The sequence below is a fragment of the Paenibacillus sp. CMM36 genome (assembly GCF_053570945.1).
Window position 1 is genome coordinate 195319 of the sequence record NZ_JBSEDY010000002.1, and the last position, 15950, is coordinate 211268.

Annotated in this window: 17 protein-coding genes; 8 read left to right on the top strand and 9 right to left on the bottom strand. The window is 47.2% G+C overall.

The features are described 5' to 3' along the window. Window positions 1-31 precede the first annotated feature (31 nt). The 3 genes from ACWA2B_RS04865 to ACWA2B_RS04875 are packed head-to-tail and all read right to left on the bottom strand — an operon-like array spanning window position 32 to window position 1738. A complete protein-coding gene (locus ACWA2B_RS04865) occupies window positions 32-490 on the bottom strand; it encodes a DMT family transporter (RefSeq protein ID WP_029518524.1) in 459 nt (152 codons plus the stop codon). Window positions 491-548: 58 nt separating this feature from the next. Continuing rightward, window positions 549-1253 carry a Crp/Fnr family transcriptional regulator gene (locus tag ACWA2B_RS04870; protein ID WP_029518525.1) on the bottom strand — a complete coding sequence of 235 codons (705 nt, stop codon included), beginning with the start codon at window positions 1251-1253 and terminating at the stop codon, window positions 549-551. Window positions 1254-1312: 59 nt separating this feature from the next. After that, a complete protein-coding gene (locus ACWA2B_RS04875) occupies window positions 1313-1738 on the bottom strand; it encodes a DMT family transporter (RefSeq protein ID WP_069010024.1) in 426 nt (141 codons plus the stop codon). Window positions 1739-1968: 230 nt separating this feature from the next. Between ACWA2B_RS04875 and ACWA2B_RS04880 the strand changes: the two genes are divergently transcribed. After that, a complete protein-coding gene (locus ACWA2B_RS04880; RefSeq protein ID WP_449291757.1) occupies window positions 1969-3465 on the top strand; it encodes a phospholipase D family protein in 1497 nt (498 codons plus the stop codon). Between the two features lie 35 nt (window positions 3466-3500). Here ACWA2B_RS04880 and cls read toward each other — a convergent pair whose 3' ends face one another. Continuing rightward, the gene (gene cls / locus ACWA2B_RS04885) at window positions 3501-5012 is read right to left on the bottom strand and encodes a cardiolipin synthase (protein WP_029518528.1); all 1512 of its coding nucleotides are present in this window, start codon (window positions 5010-5012) and stop codon (window positions 3501-3503) included. Window positions 5013-5216: 204 nt separating this feature from the next. On the opposite strand from cls, the gene ACWA2B_RS04890 reads away from it, so the two are divergent. Genes ACWA2B_RS04890 through ACWA2B_RS04905 form a run of 4 tightly spaced genes read left to right on the top strand, consistent with a single transcriptional unit; the run spans window position 5217 to window position 7499 of the window. After that, entirely contained in the window at window positions 5217-5810 is a 594-nt protein-coding gene (locus ACWA2B_RS04890) for a TetR/AcrR family transcriptional regulator (RefSeq protein WP_209947784.1), read from the top strand. Window positions 5811-5854: 44 nt separating this feature from the next. Beyond that, window positions 5855-6196, top strand: a complete 342-nt coding sequence (locus ACWA2B_RS04895) for a DMT family transporter (RefSeq protein WP_013312354.1) — start codon at window positions 5855-5857, stop codon at window positions 6194-6196. Further along, window positions 6196-6510 (top strand): DMT family transporter, encoded by a 315-nt coding sequence (locus tag ACWA2B_RS04900; protein ID WP_013312355.1) that lies wholly within the window; start codon window positions 6196-6198, stop codon window positions 6508-6510. The genes ACWA2B_RS04895 and ACWA2B_RS04900 overlap by 1 nt, the downstream gene beginning before the upstream one ends. A gap of 56 nt (window positions 6511-6566) precedes the next feature. Continuing rightward, the gene (locus tag ACWA2B_RS04905) at window positions 6567-7499 is read left to right on the top strand and encodes a 1-phosphofructokinase family hexose kinase (RefSeq protein WP_318627945.1); all 933 of its coding nucleotides are present in this window, start codon (window positions 6567-6569) and stop codon (window positions 7497-7499) included. 257 nt (window positions 7500-7756) lie between these two features. On the opposite strand, the gene ACWA2B_RS04910 is transcribed toward ACWA2B_RS04905, so the two are convergent. Both ACWA2B_RS04910 and mobA read right to left on the bottom strand, forming a co-directional pair. Next, window positions 7757-8371, bottom strand: coding sequence for a LysE/ArgO family amino acid transporter (locus ACWA2B_RS04910; protein WP_069010028.1), 615 nt, complete (start codon window positions 8369-8371; stop codon window positions 7757-7759). Between the two features lie 85 nt (window positions 8372-8456). Next, window positions 8457-9137, bottom strand: coding sequence for a molybdenum cofactor guanylyltransferase (gene mobA, locus ACWA2B_RS04915; protein WP_069010029.1), 681 nt, complete (start codon window positions 9135-9137; stop codon window positions 8457-8459). 197 nt (window positions 9138-9334) lie between these two features. Here mobA and ACWA2B_RS04920 point away from each other — a divergent pair, with 197 nt between their 5' ends. Then, on the top strand, window positions 9335-10543 hold the full coding sequence (locus ACWA2B_RS04920) for an MFS transporter (protein WP_318627946.1): 1209 nt from the start codon (window positions 9335-9337) through the stop codon (window positions 10541-10543). 198 nt (window positions 10544-10741) lie between these two features. Here ACWA2B_RS04920 and ACWA2B_RS04925 read toward each other — a convergent pair whose 3' ends face one another. Next, window positions 10742-12460 (bottom strand): glutamine--tRNA ligase/YqeY domain fusion protein, encoded by a 1719-nt coding sequence (locus tag ACWA2B_RS04925; protein WP_318627947.1) that lies wholly within the window; start codon window positions 12458-12460, stop codon window positions 10742-10744. A 168-nt stretch (window positions 12461-12628) separates the two neighbouring features. On the opposite strand from ACWA2B_RS04925, the gene ACWA2B_RS04930 reads away from it, so the two are divergent. Both ACWA2B_RS04930 and ACWA2B_RS04935 read left to right on the top strand, forming a co-directional pair. Next, window positions 12629-13354, top strand: a complete 726-nt coding sequence (locus ACWA2B_RS04930) for a copper amine oxidase (RefSeq protein ID WP_069010030.1) — start codon at window positions 12629-12631, stop codon at window positions 13352-13354. Window positions 13355-13438: 84 nt separating this feature from the next. Then, window positions 13439-13987, top strand: coding sequence for a GNAT family N-acetyltransferase (locus ACWA2B_RS04935; protein WP_029518539.1), 549 nt, complete (start codon window positions 13439-13441; stop codon window positions 13985-13987). A 97-nt stretch (window positions 13988-14084) separates the two neighbouring features. On the opposite strand, the gene ACWA2B_RS04940 is transcribed toward ACWA2B_RS04935, so the two are convergent. Further along, on the bottom strand, window positions 14085-14579 hold the full coding sequence (locus tag ACWA2B_RS04940) for a GNAT family N-acetyltransferase (protein WP_069010031.1): 495 nt from the start codon (window positions 14577-14579) through the stop codon (window positions 14085-14087). A gap of 104 nt (window positions 14580-14683) precedes the next feature. Beyond that, entirely contained in the window at window positions 14684-15934 is a 1251-nt protein-coding gene (locus ACWA2B_RS04945; protein ID WP_449291758.1) for an MFS transporter, read from the bottom strand. Window positions 15935-15950 lie beyond the last annotated feature (16 nt).

A 15950-nucleotide genomic window follows, 5' to 3' on the forward strand; every position in this document is an offset into this window, starting at 1 on the left:
TTATTTCGGAAACTTTACAGAAAAGCCGCCCCTAATTGAGCTGCCGCTTTTCTGCAAAATGTCCAAATTTAAACACAAGAATACCACCGATAATGACCAATACACCGATCAGCTTGTTAATGGTAAACGGAATTTTCTCTAATCCTAGCCATCCTAATGAATCCCACAACAGGGCGGTCCCTAATTGCGCTGTCAATACAATGGAGATCGCATAGGTCGGGCCAAGTCGCTTCATTCCTTGTACCAGACAGAACACAACACCGACACCAATCATGCCACTGAACCAGTACCACGGCTGCATATGCTGTAAAGCAAATGTATTTTTCCCTTCAAAAATAAGACTCCCGAGTAAGGAAGCCAAGAACCCTGTGCCCAGCACCAATGTTGTTGTGGCCCACGATCCTGTCCGTTCATTCACCTTATTATTGAATATCGTTTGCAGACTGACCAAGGCACCTGCGATAACCGCCAATACAATTCCTAATAACATATGTTAACTCTCCCTTGATGATCCTTGATATTCTTCTGTTTTTTACTACATGCTCCTATTACAATGATTCATAAATATTATGTCCTGCCAGTTCACTCAAACCTTTTCTGTCCCGAATGACAATATAGCCTTTTGTCCGTTCAACCCATCCATCTTCAATCATTTTGCGAATAACACGGTTGAGATGTCTATAGCTGGTTCCGATCAAATTCGCCACATCTACCAGACTGGATGCCCGTAATTCCTCATGAAAAGCTGTATTCGATTCGTCAAAAGAAACCGATAGCAGGTAGCTCGCCAGTCTGACTTCCACCGGATACATGAGATTAAAACTGGAAAAGTCGGAGTCCAGGCAAAACTTTCGCGTGACAACATCCAATAGAAATTGCAGCAAAGGAGCATAGTCTTTGCCGTATTTGTTCATCCATTGGTGGTGAATACCGATCACATAGATCGGAGACACTGCCTCTACCGTGTTGATGACGTGACTATTCCGAATATATTCAACATCTCCTATGACCTCGATCGGTGTTTTGAAGCAAAGGATCAGGGTTTTCCCTTCTGTAGAACTGGTATAAATCTTGACCTTGCCCTGCACCAGTATATATAGATGCTCAATGGGATCCCCCTGTAAACAGAGCTTTTCCCCTTGCTCCAAACGATGCAACGACAAATAAGGATGTAGTGGCTCGTAGAGTATGGATTCCAACTCATGCAGCTGCAAAAAATATTTTAGCTGCTCTTGATCCTGAATTTCTCTCATTCCTAAGCTCACCTTCAATCTCTACATTCTAAGCTTTCTTTACAAGTTAAATTTCTATTTTAAAGCTTCAGAATAATTACACCCGCGATCATCATACCAATACCTATAAATTGTGGCAGCTTCATCTTTTGCTTCACTATACCGAACCATCCCTTAATATCTACCAGAAAGGTTAAACACAACTGCGCAATCAACAACGCCGAGATCGTGAACGTAACCCCAATATGTTGGATCGCCGTGACTTCACTAAATATAATAATAGCTGCAAAGGCACCGCCCCAAAGATACATTGGCTTCACCTGTTTCATTTCAGCCACATTGCCATCCCTTGTAAACATCCAGACTAATGCTGCCAAAATAAACCCTATTAGCTGAGTAACAGCAGCAGCCTGCCATGTACCAATATCCTGACTAATCCGTGTATTCGCTACACCTTGTAGCGTAATACACGCTCCTCCCAGAAAAGCAAACAAGATTCCTCTCATAAATCGTTATTCTCCCCATGTAAATGACTTTTCTATATATTAAATTATAGGGCAGACTCTCTATAAAGGACATATGTCCTCAACGAATAGTAAAACATCCTTCATTTCATTCAGTATCCGCGTCAATCCTGCACACTTGCGTTAATAACTTGACAGTATCCCATCATAAAACTGCATGTTCCGGCACGGTAAAACGGAATGCAGCATCCAATTGAGGAGTTGATCGTCATATGACTACACGTGATCCGCTGCATTCTAAGCCGGAATATCAAAGAAAATCCAGGCATAAGGGCCGTACCCTTAAAATCGCCATTCTGGTACTTATCCTTTGGCTGATTGCCGTCATGCTGTATCAGACCCATAAACCCTTGCCTCCGTTCGTCTCTTATGAGAGCCAGGAGTATTCAACCCATGAGGTAAACTTCTGGACGGATTTGACCTATCCCACCGGGGATGGTAGTACTGCACAGCATGAAGGACAAATTTTGAAGCGTATGCTCGGGATCATTGATGAAGCCGAGCAATTTATCGTCATCGATCTGTTTCTGTTCAACGACTATAAGCATAAAGGTCAGCACTTCCCCCAAGTTAGCGCACAAATGACCGATCATCTTATTGCCAAAAAGAAAGCTCATCCTGATATGCCTATCTTTTTCATTACAGATGAAGTCAATACCAACTACAATTCTGCTCCCAACCCTTTGTTGGAAAATATGAAGCGAGCAGGGATTCAGGTCGTGCAGACCGATGTAGATCCCCTGCGGGACTCTACACCCATCTATTCGGCGGTGTGGCGTACCTTCTTCCAATGGTTCGGGCAGCAAGGCACAGGCTGGATTCCCAACCTGATGGCCAGTGACGGACCGGATGTTACGGCTCGCTCCTATCTTAAGCTGTTAAACGTCAAGGCCAATCACCGAAAATTGGTTGTCAGCGAACAGACAGCGCTCATTTCTACAGGCAATGTGCACGACGCGAGCGCCTACCACTCCAATGTAGCGCTGGAGGTGAAGGGGCCCATCATCGGAGACATTTTACAAACGGAACAGGCGGTGTTGGACTTTTCGGGCGGTGGGCAGCTTCCTGCCTATACACCACAGGCCGAACCCAAAGTTCCATCGAGTAAGGACAGCTATCGAATCAAATATCTAACTGAGGGCAAGGTGTACACCTCGGTTCTGGATGGCATCGGGCAGACGAAGAAAGGTGACAGCATTCATATGGGCATGTTTTATTTGGCTGACCGCAAAGTATTGAATAGCCTACTGGATGCCTCTGCGCGCGGTGTAAACATCCAATTACTGCTGGACCCCAATGAGAACGCGTTTGGTCAGGAAAAAATCGGCATCCCCAATCGTCCGGTCGCCCAAGAGTTGTCCGATAAATCGGGCGGGAACATTCAAATTCGCTGGTATCATACCACCCATGAGCAATTCCATACCAAACTGATTTATATCGCCAAGGCGCAAGGAGAGCATATCATTTGGGGTGGCTCTACCAATCTGACGCCCCGTAATCTGGATGATTTGAATCTGGAAAATGAATTGTGGGTGGCCGCTCCGGCGGACAGCAAGCTGACCCGACAGGTTGCGGCCTATTTTGATAAGCTATGGAATAATCAGGGGGCTGAATACAGCTTGGATCTAGCAGCTTACGAGGATCATTCAACATTTTGGAAAGATATTATATACCGTCTACAGGATATTTTAGGCTTTACTACATTTTAACTACCGAATAGTGCTGTAGCGAATTCGTTTATGACCTACAACAGCGGTGAAAGCAGCCGCGCGAGCGATTCCATCAAACGTTTGAACAGACGTTTTTTCATGAATTCTTCGCGTACGATCAGACTGGCAGAATGCAAATCTCGTTCGTAGTCTGTTACCATCTGCTGCACACTGTGCGTTTGAATTAACAGAGCGTTAACTTCAAAATTCAAATGAAAGCTACGCATATCCATATTGGCTGTCCCGATGGTCGCAACTTCCCCGTCAATGATGAGGAGCTTGGAGTGGAGGAACCCTTTTTCATATTCATATACCTTGACTCCAACCTCCAGTAACGACTGGAAGTACGAATGAGACGCGAGAAAAGGTAGCCATTTATCCGGTTTTGCGGGAAACAGAATACGTACGTCCAACCCGGACAAGGCAGCCATCCGTAAGGCAGTCAGGATATCTTCATCCGGGATAAAATAAGGAGTGGCAATCCAGACTGATTTTCGGGCGGACGTGATCATGGAGAAAAACAGATTTTTAAGCACTCTCCGCTCATTATCCGGGCCGCTAGCAATAATCTGCACGCCTCCGTCTGTAATGGGTTCAATACTGGGAGACAGATATTCGCTATCGAGCACCGACTCACCCGTCATGTGAAGCCAATCCTGTAGAAATATAAGCTGCAACGTCCGCACAGCTTCGCCCTTCACAATCATATGCGTATCACGCCAAAAGCCGTAGGCTTTGTTGCGGCTGAGATACTCATCTCCCACATTTAGACCACCAATTAATCCGATATTACCGTCGATGACTACAATTTTACGGTGATTACGATAGTTTACCCGGCTGGAGAAGAACAAGATCCGAGCGCCGCCGTACGCAACAACCTCTACTCCTGCATCTCTCATTTCTTTCAAAAATGACTTTGACAACTGAATACTGCCCACCGCATCGTACATAAACCGAACCTTAACACCCGCTTTAGCCTTTTCAATCAAAATTTTCTGAATGCTGGTACCGATATCATCCGAACGGAAAATGTAATATTCCATATGGATATGATGCTGCGCCTTGCGCAGCTCTTCTAGCAAAGTGGAGAAGGTTTCATCTCCATTGTTCAGAATTTGAGTTTCGGTCGCAAAATAAATCGGGGAGCGGGCCAGTCTGCGTGCCAAACGCATCAACTGCTGCTGCTCATCTGTAAAGCAGGTCAGATCCCGTTTGACTCGCAAAGCATCCTTTTCTATGCGGTCGTAAGCCTGTTGGTCACGCAATGCCTTTTTATCATACTTGCGACGCTTGAATACATTTTGCCCAAACAGAAAATAGAGAGGAAGTCCAACGACTGGCAGCAATGCCAGCAGCAAAATCCAGGACATCGTAGTGGAGGGATTACGATTCTCCGTAAAAATAATCAGACTGATGGAGATCACTGTCAGGGTGGAAAAAATACTGATGACAGTTCCTTCATTTTTGCCGATGTAATTAAACAAGCCAAAATAATAAATAATAAACACCATAGCCGCGATCAATACGGCTAGTAAGCTTCGCCTCATAACTAACCTCACTTCCAGTGGACTGCATTCGACAAGTATTCTTCATTATATTGTACATGAGCCCCTTATTTCTTCCCACTTTTTTATTAAAATGTTGATAAAAAAATCCAAAGAAAAGCTTTATACAAAACACAATGATGCTGGGTTGACACTTACTTTTTTTCGTGCAAGAATAAACTAACGAACGTTAGGTAGGTGACAATAATGGGAATGGAAGAGATTCGAAAGGCCGCTCTTTTTCAATTTGCCACCAATGGGTATGAAGGAGCATCCTTGAGCAGTATTGCCGCTGAGGTCGGTATCCGAAAACCGTCTATATACGCGCATTTCCAAGGCAAAGAGGATCTGTTCCTACAGGTAGCGAGGTATGCTTTTCAAGAGCAGAATCTACGTATTTTCGAGTACTTTACGGAACGTAAAGATCAGCCGCTTAAGCATACCCTGCATGACTTCTTGTTTTGGATGGGACAGGAATATGAGAGCAACGACTCAGCCAAGTTTATGCTTCGCTTTTCCTTCTTTCCGCCTGTATCGTTGTATAACGAGGTGCTGGATATTGTTAATCCTTTTCTGGACAAAATGGAGCGAAAATTAACTCGTCACCTCCGTAATGCACGGGATCGGGAACCCTTTGGGCATATGGAGCCAGTGAATGTGGCTTTAGCCTTTATGACACTGGTGGACGGAGTCATGGTGGAGCTCCTGTACAGTGGAAGCGTCAACTACCACCGAAGACTGAACGCTGCATGGCCTATTTTTTGGCGTGGGATTACGTTAACCTCACCTCATGAAGCATGAAGCTGTCGAACTTATAAAATTTATTTTTGAGGAGAATATTCATCATGAATCGCAGTTGGATTTACGTTTTTGTTGGCGGCCTGATTGAGGTCGTATGGGTATCGGGTTTGAAGCATGCGGATTCTATACTCGCCTGGGCTGTAACCGTGCTGGCTGTGGTGGCCAGCTTTTATTTGATCATGAAGGCTGCGAAGCGTTTGCCTGTAGGCACGGTATATGCTGTATTTACTGGACTAGGGACAGGGGGAACGGTCGTAGGTGAAATGCTGCTATTCGGAGAACCGTTTCAATGGTCCAAAACGCTGTTAATCGCCCTTTTGCTGGCAGGTGTGGTCGGCCTGAAGTTAGTTACCGACCGTGATGTTCAGGAAGGGAGTGGCGCATAATGGCTTGGATTGCTTTGGTTATCGCGGGATGCTCGGAAGTATTAGGAGTCATTGGTATGAAGGGAGTTACGGTGGGCAAAGGCTGGAAGTCCTTAGTGCTTATGGTCTTATCCTTTGTTCTTAGCTTTTCCCTGCTCAGCTATGCCATGAAAAGTTTGCCTATGGGAACTTCCTATGCCGTATGGACAGGCATCGGAACGGTTGGCAGCACGATTACAGGCATGTTCTTGTACGGTGAGCAAAAAAGCGTACTGCGTGTTTTATTCATCGCCATGATTCTTGCCGCAGCATTGGGATTAAAGCTGATATCTTAACATAAACGAATGGCATCAAATGTTGCAAATTGCTGATCTTAAAGGAGTGATGCCTTGTGATTACCACCGTAACGCTTAACGCGGCTGTGGATAAAATCTACACGGTTGCAGGCTTCGGTTTGAATGCCGTCCACCGCATTGAAGGCGGCCTGACGGTACCGGGCGGCAAAGGCGTGAATGCCGCCCGCGTCATCCGCTCGCTAGGCGAGCCTGTACGAGCGACCGGGTTTGCTGCCGGACACACCGGACGGCTGCTCATTGACGGGTTGAGTGCAGAAGGCGTAAGCGCCGATTTCATCGAAATGGCACATGGGGAAACCCGTCTCGCCATTACCGTGCTCGACCCGTCCGCGCGCACGCAGACCGAGCTGATTGAGAGCGGACCGACCGTTGGGCCGCTTGAATTAGCCGCACTGCGGCGCAAAATCGAGACCCTTGCCGAAGATTCGGCTTGGGTCGTATTCTCCGGCAGCCTGCCACCCGGCTGCCCGCCCGATCTATACGCCGAGCTGTGCACGCTAGCGAAGGCGCGCGGCGCGCGGGTGGCGCTGGACGCGAGCGGTGAGGCGCTGCGCTTGGGGCTGCGCGGAAAACCCGACCTCGTGAAGCCTAACGAGGACGAGGCCGCCCACTTCGCGGGGATCGACGCAGCGCGTCCGGATGCCGCTGAAGCGGCGGCAGCGAAGCTGCTGGACGCCGGAGCGCAGCTGGCCGTCATCTCGCTCGGCGCGAGCGGGGCGCTGGCGGTAACGCACAATGCGCGCTACCGCGTGAGCCTGCCAGACGCGGACATTGTCAGCGCGCTCGGCAGCGGTGACGCCATGGTCGCCGGCCTGGTCACCGGCGCGGCGACGGGGCTGGATCTCCCTGCCATGCTACGGCAGGGAGCGGCCTGCGGCACAGCGGCAGCTCTGCACGCCATGGCCGGGAAGATCGAGCTCCAGGACGTGAAGCGTCTGGAGCAAGGCATTACGGTGACGCTGTTGTAATTCAGCGTCACTTTTTTATTTCATCTACACATTCGCTCATTTTCATACCACAAACACAGTTGTTCCGATTCCGAATGTTCTATATTCCAACTATGCGCTTTTCCGATTTACAATCCATCCAACCCTCGGGACGCCCGAATTGCAGGCGGTATAAATGGTGCAGGCTGTCTGGCCTTTATGCTATTTTTGATCGGTGTTCCCTTTGCTTTGAGCGGGGTGTTCGCTGTATTGAAGTATTTCCTCTAACAAGGATTGGGTCACATACTGGTAATGAAATTTATCGCCATATAAATGGCCAAGCCTAAAATAATCAGTGCCGATATTTTGTTGAGCACAGTCCCAAACTTCCCTTCTGAATCCATACGTCCCACGAGACGCCCCGCCGTTGCCAGACCGATAAACCATATCCAAGATACGGACACGGCGGCTAGACCAAAGGCCCAGCGTTCCCCGCCGTCATATTGAAGGGAGCTGGTTCCAATTACGCCAACCGTGTCCAGTATGGCATGTGGATTCAATAGCGATACCGAAGCGGCAAAAATCATCTGTTGTTTCGGCCGCATCGCCTGACTTTCTCCCGAGGAAGCTGCCTTCGATCTCCATAAAGTCCAGGCCATATACAGCAGAAACAAACAGCCCGCCGCATAGAGTACGTTCGTGAGCCATAGAAATTGCTGCAAAATAAGAGATACGCCCCCAACCGCAAGCGTAATCAGGATTGTGTCACAGACACCCGCTGTTATGACAGCAGGCAATGCATTGCGAAACCGCGACTGGCACGCCCCTTGATTAAACACAAATACATTTTGTACCCCCAAAGGCAAAATCAAACCCAGCGCCAATAAAAGGGCATGGATAATAGCTTCCAGCATAAATATATTCCCCCAAATTTAACCCATTATATTTCTCTGGTATTTTCTCTCCTAAATAGTCCCTGAACAGGAAGCTTGTACGTTCCTAATCCTCTTGCATTTCCTTTAAATTCTTCACGCTCTGCGTGGTCTGTTTTATACTATGCTTCAACTGCTCTATAGCAAGCTGGTAGTCCTGCGGATTGTTCATATTGAACACTGCCTTATGCCACATGTCTTCACTCACTCCCGGCAAATCTTCTACTGTCGCATAACGAACGTTCAGCTTGTCCAACCAATCGGTGAGACGAAGCCGTCCACTACGCAAACATTCCTCGGCAGACGGTAGCACGCTCCGATGGTATACAGCCAGCAACGGGTGTATACGTCCATTCATAGAAGGTATCACTGCTTGCAATGCTGGTTCCCTCGTTCCTTGCAACTCCGTCCACTTCTTAGTTACAGCGAGCAGATCATGTAGCACCTTTGGCTGTACAAAAGGCATATCACAAGCGACAACCATCCCCCACTCCGTAGTAGATGCAGATAATCCTGCATGGATACCACTCAAGGGCCCCATACCCCGAAAAACATCAGACACAGTTTCCATACCACTCAGGCCATATCCTTGGTTGTCACGAGTGACTACTACAACCCGCTGGGCCGCCTGCTGCAATGTAGTATACATCCGTTCAAGCATAGTGGCTCCATCAATCTCAAGCAGAGCCTTATCCTGTCCCATTCGTCTGGAACGTCCTCCTGCGACGATAATACCAGTCACTTTCACAAATATGCCCTCCTTTTTTTCTGAAAACAATTGCAAATGTGCATCATGAACTTTTTGAACAAAATTTAATTATTACATAATTGTTAATTAATTGGTTTGTTAACCCTTTCAACACATGATACATTGGAATAAAGAACCTCCCACAGATCGGCATCGATGCGCAGTTCTCTATCGGGCTAAGAAAGGAATGGCTTGTCTTGCAAAAGAGAGAAATTCAAGAGACTCCTCTATATTCCTTAAAACTGTATAATTTTTTTCTATATGGAGCTATGGTCATTTTCTCCAGCTTCTTCCCGTTGTATCTGCAAGATATCGGCATGGACAAGCTGGAGATCGGGAGTCTGATGGCCATCGGACCTTTTGTATCCGTATTCGCGAACCCTTTTTGGGGCTATACAAGCGACCGAAGCCGTAACCTCCGACGTATTCTGCTATTTATGATTATAGGTACCTTGTTATTGCTGCAAGCTTTATTTCATGTCCATACGTATATCATGATTTATGTGTCGATGATTGGTTTTTATTTTTTTCAAAGCCCTTTATTTGCCCAAAGCAATAGCCTAATTCTCAGCTATATTGAGGGCACAGACCGGAAATTCGGCTCATTCCGTATATGGGGCTCCTTCGGCTGGGCAGTGACAGCAGCAGTTGCCGGCATCGTTATTGACCAAACGGGAATATCCAGCATATCCACCATCTTTACGGTACTTCTTCTAGCTGCATTGATCTGCACCTTGTCGATTCCACCACTGAAAAGCACTGTGGAGACAGCAACCATCCATTTGCGCGGCTTTGGCAGTGTTTTAATGAACGGATACTTTATATCCTTTATTTTATTGGGGATCCTTGTATCCATCCCGAATTCGATCAACAGCGCCTTTATGTCCCTGTACATCACCGAGCTGGGTGGGTCCAAACAGATGCTTGGTTTTGCTGTTTTTATGTCATCAGTATTCGAAATTATTGTATTTTTGCTGTTTGATCGCTTCTTGAAGAAAAGAATGACCGTAATGGTCGGCTGTTTGGCACTCGTCAGTTTGCTGTTTGCCTTACGTTGGGAACTGATGGCTCTGGCTACAGACCCGATTCAGATCGTGTTCATTCAGGCACTTCATTGCGTCACCTTCGGTGGATACTTCTATGTAGGCACCCAGTTGACCGTCCTATTTACCCCTGCAGCATACCGATCATCTGGACAGGCCGTATATACCTTGACCTGGAGTGGTATATCCGGTATCGTAGCAGGTTTTGCGGGAGGTTGGCTATTCCAGAACTTTGGTGGAGAAATGATGTACCATGCAGGGGTGTTCTTCGCCCTACTTGGATCTGCGGGATTCGCTATCATGTGGTATATGCTGTACAAGAACGGTTATCAGCCAGGACTGCCAGCGGGCACAAACGAATAGAAGAAGTCCCTTAACAACACTAGAGGAATGAGATATCCCCTCTTCCCTTCTGGCTTGTTAGCAAAGCAATAGAGTATCGTCAAGTCAATGATCATGTATAAAGAGTGTGCATGCGTAAAATAAAGGAGTCTGCCGACGGCAGACTCCTTTTCAACTTGGTCGCACAAAGCTACCATCTCTCCCACACTTTCCAACAGCCTATTGCTTAGGCAATTGGAAAGAGCTTTTTAACGATACAACACGGTTAAATACAGGCTCACCCGGTTTGGAAAGCTTCGGATCGACACTGAAATAACCATGACGGAAAAATTGGAACTTGTCCTGCGATTGAGCTTCTTTCATGTTCGGCTCGACATAGCCATGAGCAATTTCCAAAGAGTTCGGATTCAATTGGTCAAGGAATGTTTTTTCTGATGCATCCTCTTCAATCTCTTCCGTGTCCTCTGCGTTAATCAAAGGCTCATACAAACGGAATTCGGCAGGAACCGCTTGAGTAGCCTCTACCCAGTGGATCGTGCCTTTCACTTTACGTCCAGTAAAGCCTGATCCGCTCTTGGTTTCTACATCATAGGTACAGTGGATTTCCGTTACATTTCCGTCTGCGTCCTTAATCACATCGTTGCATTTAATGAAGTAAGCATGCTTGAGACGTACTTCATTACCAGGGAACAAACGGAAGTATTTGCTCGGCGGATTCTCCATGAAGTCCTCACGCTCGATATAAATTTCCCGGGAAAACGGAATTTGGCGTGTACCGAGTTCCGGATTTTCCGTATTATTTTCCGCCTCCAGCATTTCAACTTGTCCTTCAGGATAGTTTGTGATAACCACCTTCAACGGATCTATGACTGCCATGGTGCGAGGTGCCTTAAGCTTCAAATCCTCACGTACAAAATGCTCCAGCACCTGCAAATCGATGACTCCGTAGGCTTTGGAAATACCTGTCTCATATACGAAGCTGCGGATGGCCTCCGGTGTATAGCCGCGACGACGTAAACCGGAAATCGTCGGCATACGCGGATCATCCCAACCATCTACGTGCTTTTCATCGACCAGAAGCTTGAGCTTACGTTTGCTGGTTACGGTTTGAGCCAGGTTCAGCCGTCCAAATTCGTATTGGTGCGGTACCTTTTCCATTTCACATTCAGCTACAACCCAATCATACAGCGGGCGCTGATCTTCGAATTCCAGCGAACAGAGTGAGTGCGTTACTCCCTCAATCGCATCTTCCAGCGGATGAGCATAGGAGTACATTGGATAGATACACCATGTGTCGCCTGTATTGTGATGTGCTGTGTGTGAAATACGGTAAATAATCGGATCACGTAAATTAATGTTTCCCGAAGCCATATCAATTTTGGCACGCAGCACCTTTTCACCATTTTGGTATTTGCCTGCACGCATCTCTTCAAATAGCTTCAGATTATCTTCCACACTGCGATCCCGATAAGGACTATTTTTCCCCGGTTCGGTCAGTGTGCCACGAGTTTCACGGATTTGGTCCGCGCTTTGATCATCCACATAAGCTTTACCCTTTTGGATCAGCAGGATGGCACGCTTGTACATTTCTTCGAAATAATTGGAGGCAAAGTGTTTTTCCTCCCATTCATAACCGAGCCACTTTACGTCCTCTTGAATGGAGTTCACGTATTCCGTGTCTTCCTTCGCCGGATTGGTGTCGTCAAAACGCAGATTGGTGCGTCCTCCGAATTCATCTCCTAACGAGAAATTGATCCAGATAGCTTTGGCATGTCCAATATGCAAATATCCGTTTGGTTCAGGCGGAAATCGTGTAACAACCTCCTTTACCTTACCCGTACGTAGATCTTCTTCAATAACATTTTTAATAAAATTGGGGGGAGTGATCGGCTTCTCCACGCTAATCAACCTTTCTTCCGTATAATCTGTGTAAAACATGTTCCCTTAAATATACCCTTTCACACCGCATAACTCAATAAAATGAAAATCCTTATGCTCTCTTCAGCAAAAAAAGTGACAAGTTATGAAAAAGAGTTAACATTTTCGGCAAATAAATTCGTTATAGTGTATATATCTTTTATTTTGCCCGGAAAAGGAGACCCACCCGTGTTTAAGCTGCTCATTGTGATCCTGCTGTCTATGCTTTTGTCCTCTTCCGTCATGACTTCCGGCCATCCTTCACCGGACCCGGTGAACGGAACTGTACAATCTCGTCCACTAGCCAGCGCTTCAGAAGACTCATCCGTCCGCTTATATGCTGTTAGTCCGTCACAGGGATTATTCCATTCAGCTGTATTGGAAATCGGCCAACAACGCCACACATTCCGATGGTCGGGCTCGGCAGATATCTCCACCGCACCACAATTATATTATAGGGATGTGAATGGGGATGGTGTGCGTGAAGCCGTCGTGGTCCTCACGCGTGCCTCGGGAACGGGTGTCGAATTGCAGGAGTTGCATATTGTTAACGCACGGACGATGGAAGAATATGCAGTCGAATCGGCAGCAGATGCTGTGTCCCAGCGCGTTCACAGCTCAGTGGAGCCACGTGACCACAACCGCCAGGTTCATATTGCTGTCACGATTGACGGTGTCACACACACGATGGACCCTAAAGCATCAGTATTTTACGATGATCCAGCCCAATTTACAAAGCATCTCGATTTTAGCTCTGTCGTAATGTATGATGCCGAACAGCTTCCTCTGCAAGCCACTGTATCTGGCAGTGTATCCCCAACCGAATTTGTAGGGGATTTGGATCTGAGATATGTATACGAGCATGAACGGTTCCGGGTGGGACCTATTGAATTTGAAGCTTCCTCTCCCTTTTGACGACTCTCGCAGAATAAGGTAGCATGGGATTAAATGCTAGACTGGCTGGTTTAGCGATTTTCCGAGTGAAAGAGGGGATCAATCATGTTTACATATGCGTTGGACGAACGCACAGTCCTTCGGCCGCTCACCAAGGAGCATGTGCAGCCTCTGTTTGAGCTGATCGAAATGTCCCGTGACCGCCTGCGTCAATGGCTTCCATGGGTAGACTCTACCACGGAAATCAGCCACACAGAGCAGTTCGTGCAGGGCGCCTTGAAACAAGCCGCAGAGAACGGTAGTCTGACCGCCGGAATTTGGATAGACAACGAGCTTGCTGGCATCATCAGCTACCATGAGATCAATTGGACTCACCGCTCCGTTAGCATCGGATACTGGCTTGGACACGGGTACGAAGGACAAGGTCTAATGACCAGCGCCTGCCGCGTATTCGTTGAATATGCTTTGATGGAGCTGGACTTGCATCGGGTCGAAATCCGCTCTGCAACGACGAACCGCCGTAGCCGCGGTATTCCGGAACGTTTGGGCTTTGTGCTCGAAGGCATTGTACGCGAAGCGGAATTGCTGCCCGACGGCTACATGAACCACGCAGTGTACGGTATGCTCCAAAATGAATGGAAGCAACTTCGGTAATATTGTATTGTACAGCAACGCCGCAGACCTGAGCAGGTCTGCGGCGTTGTTGGTTTAGGCCGGGCATACAACCGAATTGCTGTCTGTAGCCTCCCGCCTATTTTAAGAAATAGGCCATTAACACATCATCTACGAATTGGCCTGCTATGTAAAACTCCTCATGCAAACGTCCTTCAATCGCGAAACCACTTTTTTCATAAAACATAAGGGCTTCCGTGTTGCATGAGAGTACACGCAAACTCAACTTACGTATGCCCTCCGCAGCTGCAATATCCTTCATGGAGTTCATGAGTGCCGTCCCAATGCCTTTGCGATGATAAGCTGGATGTACAGCTATATTTATTTCGAGTACATGACAATTACTAGCCAACAGCGTTGGAGGACGAAATCCAATATACCCGCAGAGTACTTCCTGTTCGATGGCGACCAGTTGAGAGCCTGGAGGCGTATTACGCAGAAACTCCCCGCGCGACTTCCAGGACAGCGAGGCGGGAGCCGTGCGTTCATTCCATACCAATTCATCCAGCGCAATCAGATCAGGAGCATCCTTCATCTCCGAATGACGTATCGTCAAGAGTTGACTTGTAAACAATTCCTTTCAATCCTTCCTGTGAAGGCTTTCCTGAAGTAATAACTACAATCATCCGTCACTTATTGTACCATAATTACAGCATAATACTGCATTTTTATTAGGACTTAAGAACTGGGAACATCCGCCTTGGACGTCATAGTATTCAAAGTATCCGAATGATACCGGAAACGGTTCAACCAGCTGTGCAGGACGAAAAACAGGATCGACAACACCGCTACGCCTGATGCCAGCCAAAGTGTAGGCGGTAACCCACCACCATCATACAACTTCCCCATAATATAAGGCCCCATTACCCGTCCGGCTGCGCCAATGCCCCCCACAAGCCCAATGTAAAAGGGTGCACCCCGACCTCCATGATCAGACAGGAATGCTGGAACCGCAGGTGCAATCAGCATTTCTCCCAGGGTCGCCAGAACCATAGCGAATATCATTCCAGTATAGTTCTGTGTGCCCAGCATGACAATATAAGCCGCCAAATAAAATCCTCCGGCCCATGTCATTTGCGTTGAAGCGTGATGAGCGTACAGTCGTTTTATCCAAAAAATAATGGGTTGTGCGGCAAAAATAAGGATACCATTCAGTGTCCATAGTAACCCATACATCGTTTTAGGCAAGCCCTGCTCAATAATATGGGGAGACACTCCTGTATTCCAGATCGAATTGCCGAACCATAAAAAAAGCGAGCCTAATCCCACAAAGAGATACAGCCTGGTATCACGAAACAGCAATCGAGCTGGGATTTCCTCTCTTTTCTTCACAGACTTGCTGAGCTGAACTTCTCCCTCTTCCCGATCCACCCTACTTAGATAAGACCAGAAGAATCCGGCAAATACCGCAGAAGTCACCCCGTTCATCACAAAGCTGAGCTGATAGGAAAGGTCCGCCAGAACGCCACTCAATCCCGTACCCACTGCAACCCCAATATTGTTAGCGACATAAATAATATTAAACAGCTCTCCACGGCGGTCAGCGAAACGAAAGCCTACAAACGCCTGAATCGCTGGCACAGATACGACATTAAAAAAACCGATAAAACCCATCATGATGACAAACGCTACCCAATGACCACTGGTAAATGGAAGCGCGAGAAGTCCCAGCGCGTTCATTGCCAGTGAGCCAACAATCAATTTCTTGGCTCCAATTCGGTGATAGAGGGCGCCACCCAGCACTTGACCAAAAATTCCGCCCAGAGACTGCACTAAAATGGCAATCCCTGCATCTCCCATACTACGGTTCAGTTCGTCAAATACGTACATGCTAACCAACGGCCACATTAGGGAACTTCCAGCAGAATTAATCAGGCTGGCAACGAGAAACACTTTCACTTCTTTCGGATAAGACTCCAACCATTTCATATCTTTTGTTTCTCCT

Bases quoted from the DNA above. Each gene is read 5' to 3' on its own strand.
- ACWA2B_RS04900 (WP_013312355.1), top strand. From the start codon at position 6,196: ATGGCTTGGATTGCTTTGGTTATCGCGGGATGCTCGGAAGTATTAGGA.
- ACWA2B_RS04910 (WP_069010028.1), bottom strand. From the start codon at position 8,371: ATGCTGGAAGCTATTATCCATGCCCTTTTATTGGCGCTGGGTTTGATT.
- ACWA2B_RS04945 (WP_449291758.1), bottom strand. From the start codon at position 15,934: ATGAAATGGTTGGAGTCTTATCCGAAAGAAGTGAAAGTGTTTCTCGTT.
- ACWA2B_RS04880 (WP_449291757.1), top strand. From the start codon at position 1,969: ATGACTACACGTGATCCGCTGCATTCTAAGCCGGAATATCAAAGAAAA.
- ACWA2B_RS04890 (WP_209947784.1), top strand. From the start codon at position 5,217: ATGGGAATGGAAGAGATTCGAAAGGCCGCTCTTTTTCAATTTGCCACC.
- ACWA2B_RS04935 (WP_029518539.1), top strand. From the start codon at position 13,439: ATGTTTACATATGCGTTGGACGAACGCACAGTCCTTCGGCCGCTCACC.
- ACWA2B_RS04925 (WP_318627947.1), bottom strand. From the start codon at position 12,460: ATGTTTTACACAGATTATACGGAAGAAAGGTTGATTAGCGTGGAGAAG.
- ACWA2B_RS04870 (WP_029518525.1), bottom strand. From the start codon at position 1,253: ATGAGAGAAATTCAGGATCAAGAGCAGCTAAAATATTTTTTGCAGCTG.
- ACWA2B_RS04865 (WP_029518524.1), bottom strand. From the start codon at position 490: ATGTTATTAGGAATTGTATTGGCGGTTATCGCAGGTGCCTTGGTCAGT.
- cls (WP_029518528.1), bottom strand. From the start codon at position 5,012: ATGAGGCGAAGCTTACTAGCCGTATTGATCGCGGCTATGGTGTTTATT.
- ACWA2B_RS04875 (WP_069010024.1), bottom strand. From the start codon at position 1,738: ATGAGAGGAATCTTGTTTGCTTTTCTGGGAGGAGCGTGTATTACGCTA.
- ACWA2B_RS04895 (WP_013312354.1), top strand. From the start codon at position 5,855: ATGAATCGCAGTTGGATTTACGTTTTTGTTGGCGGCCTGATTGAGGTC.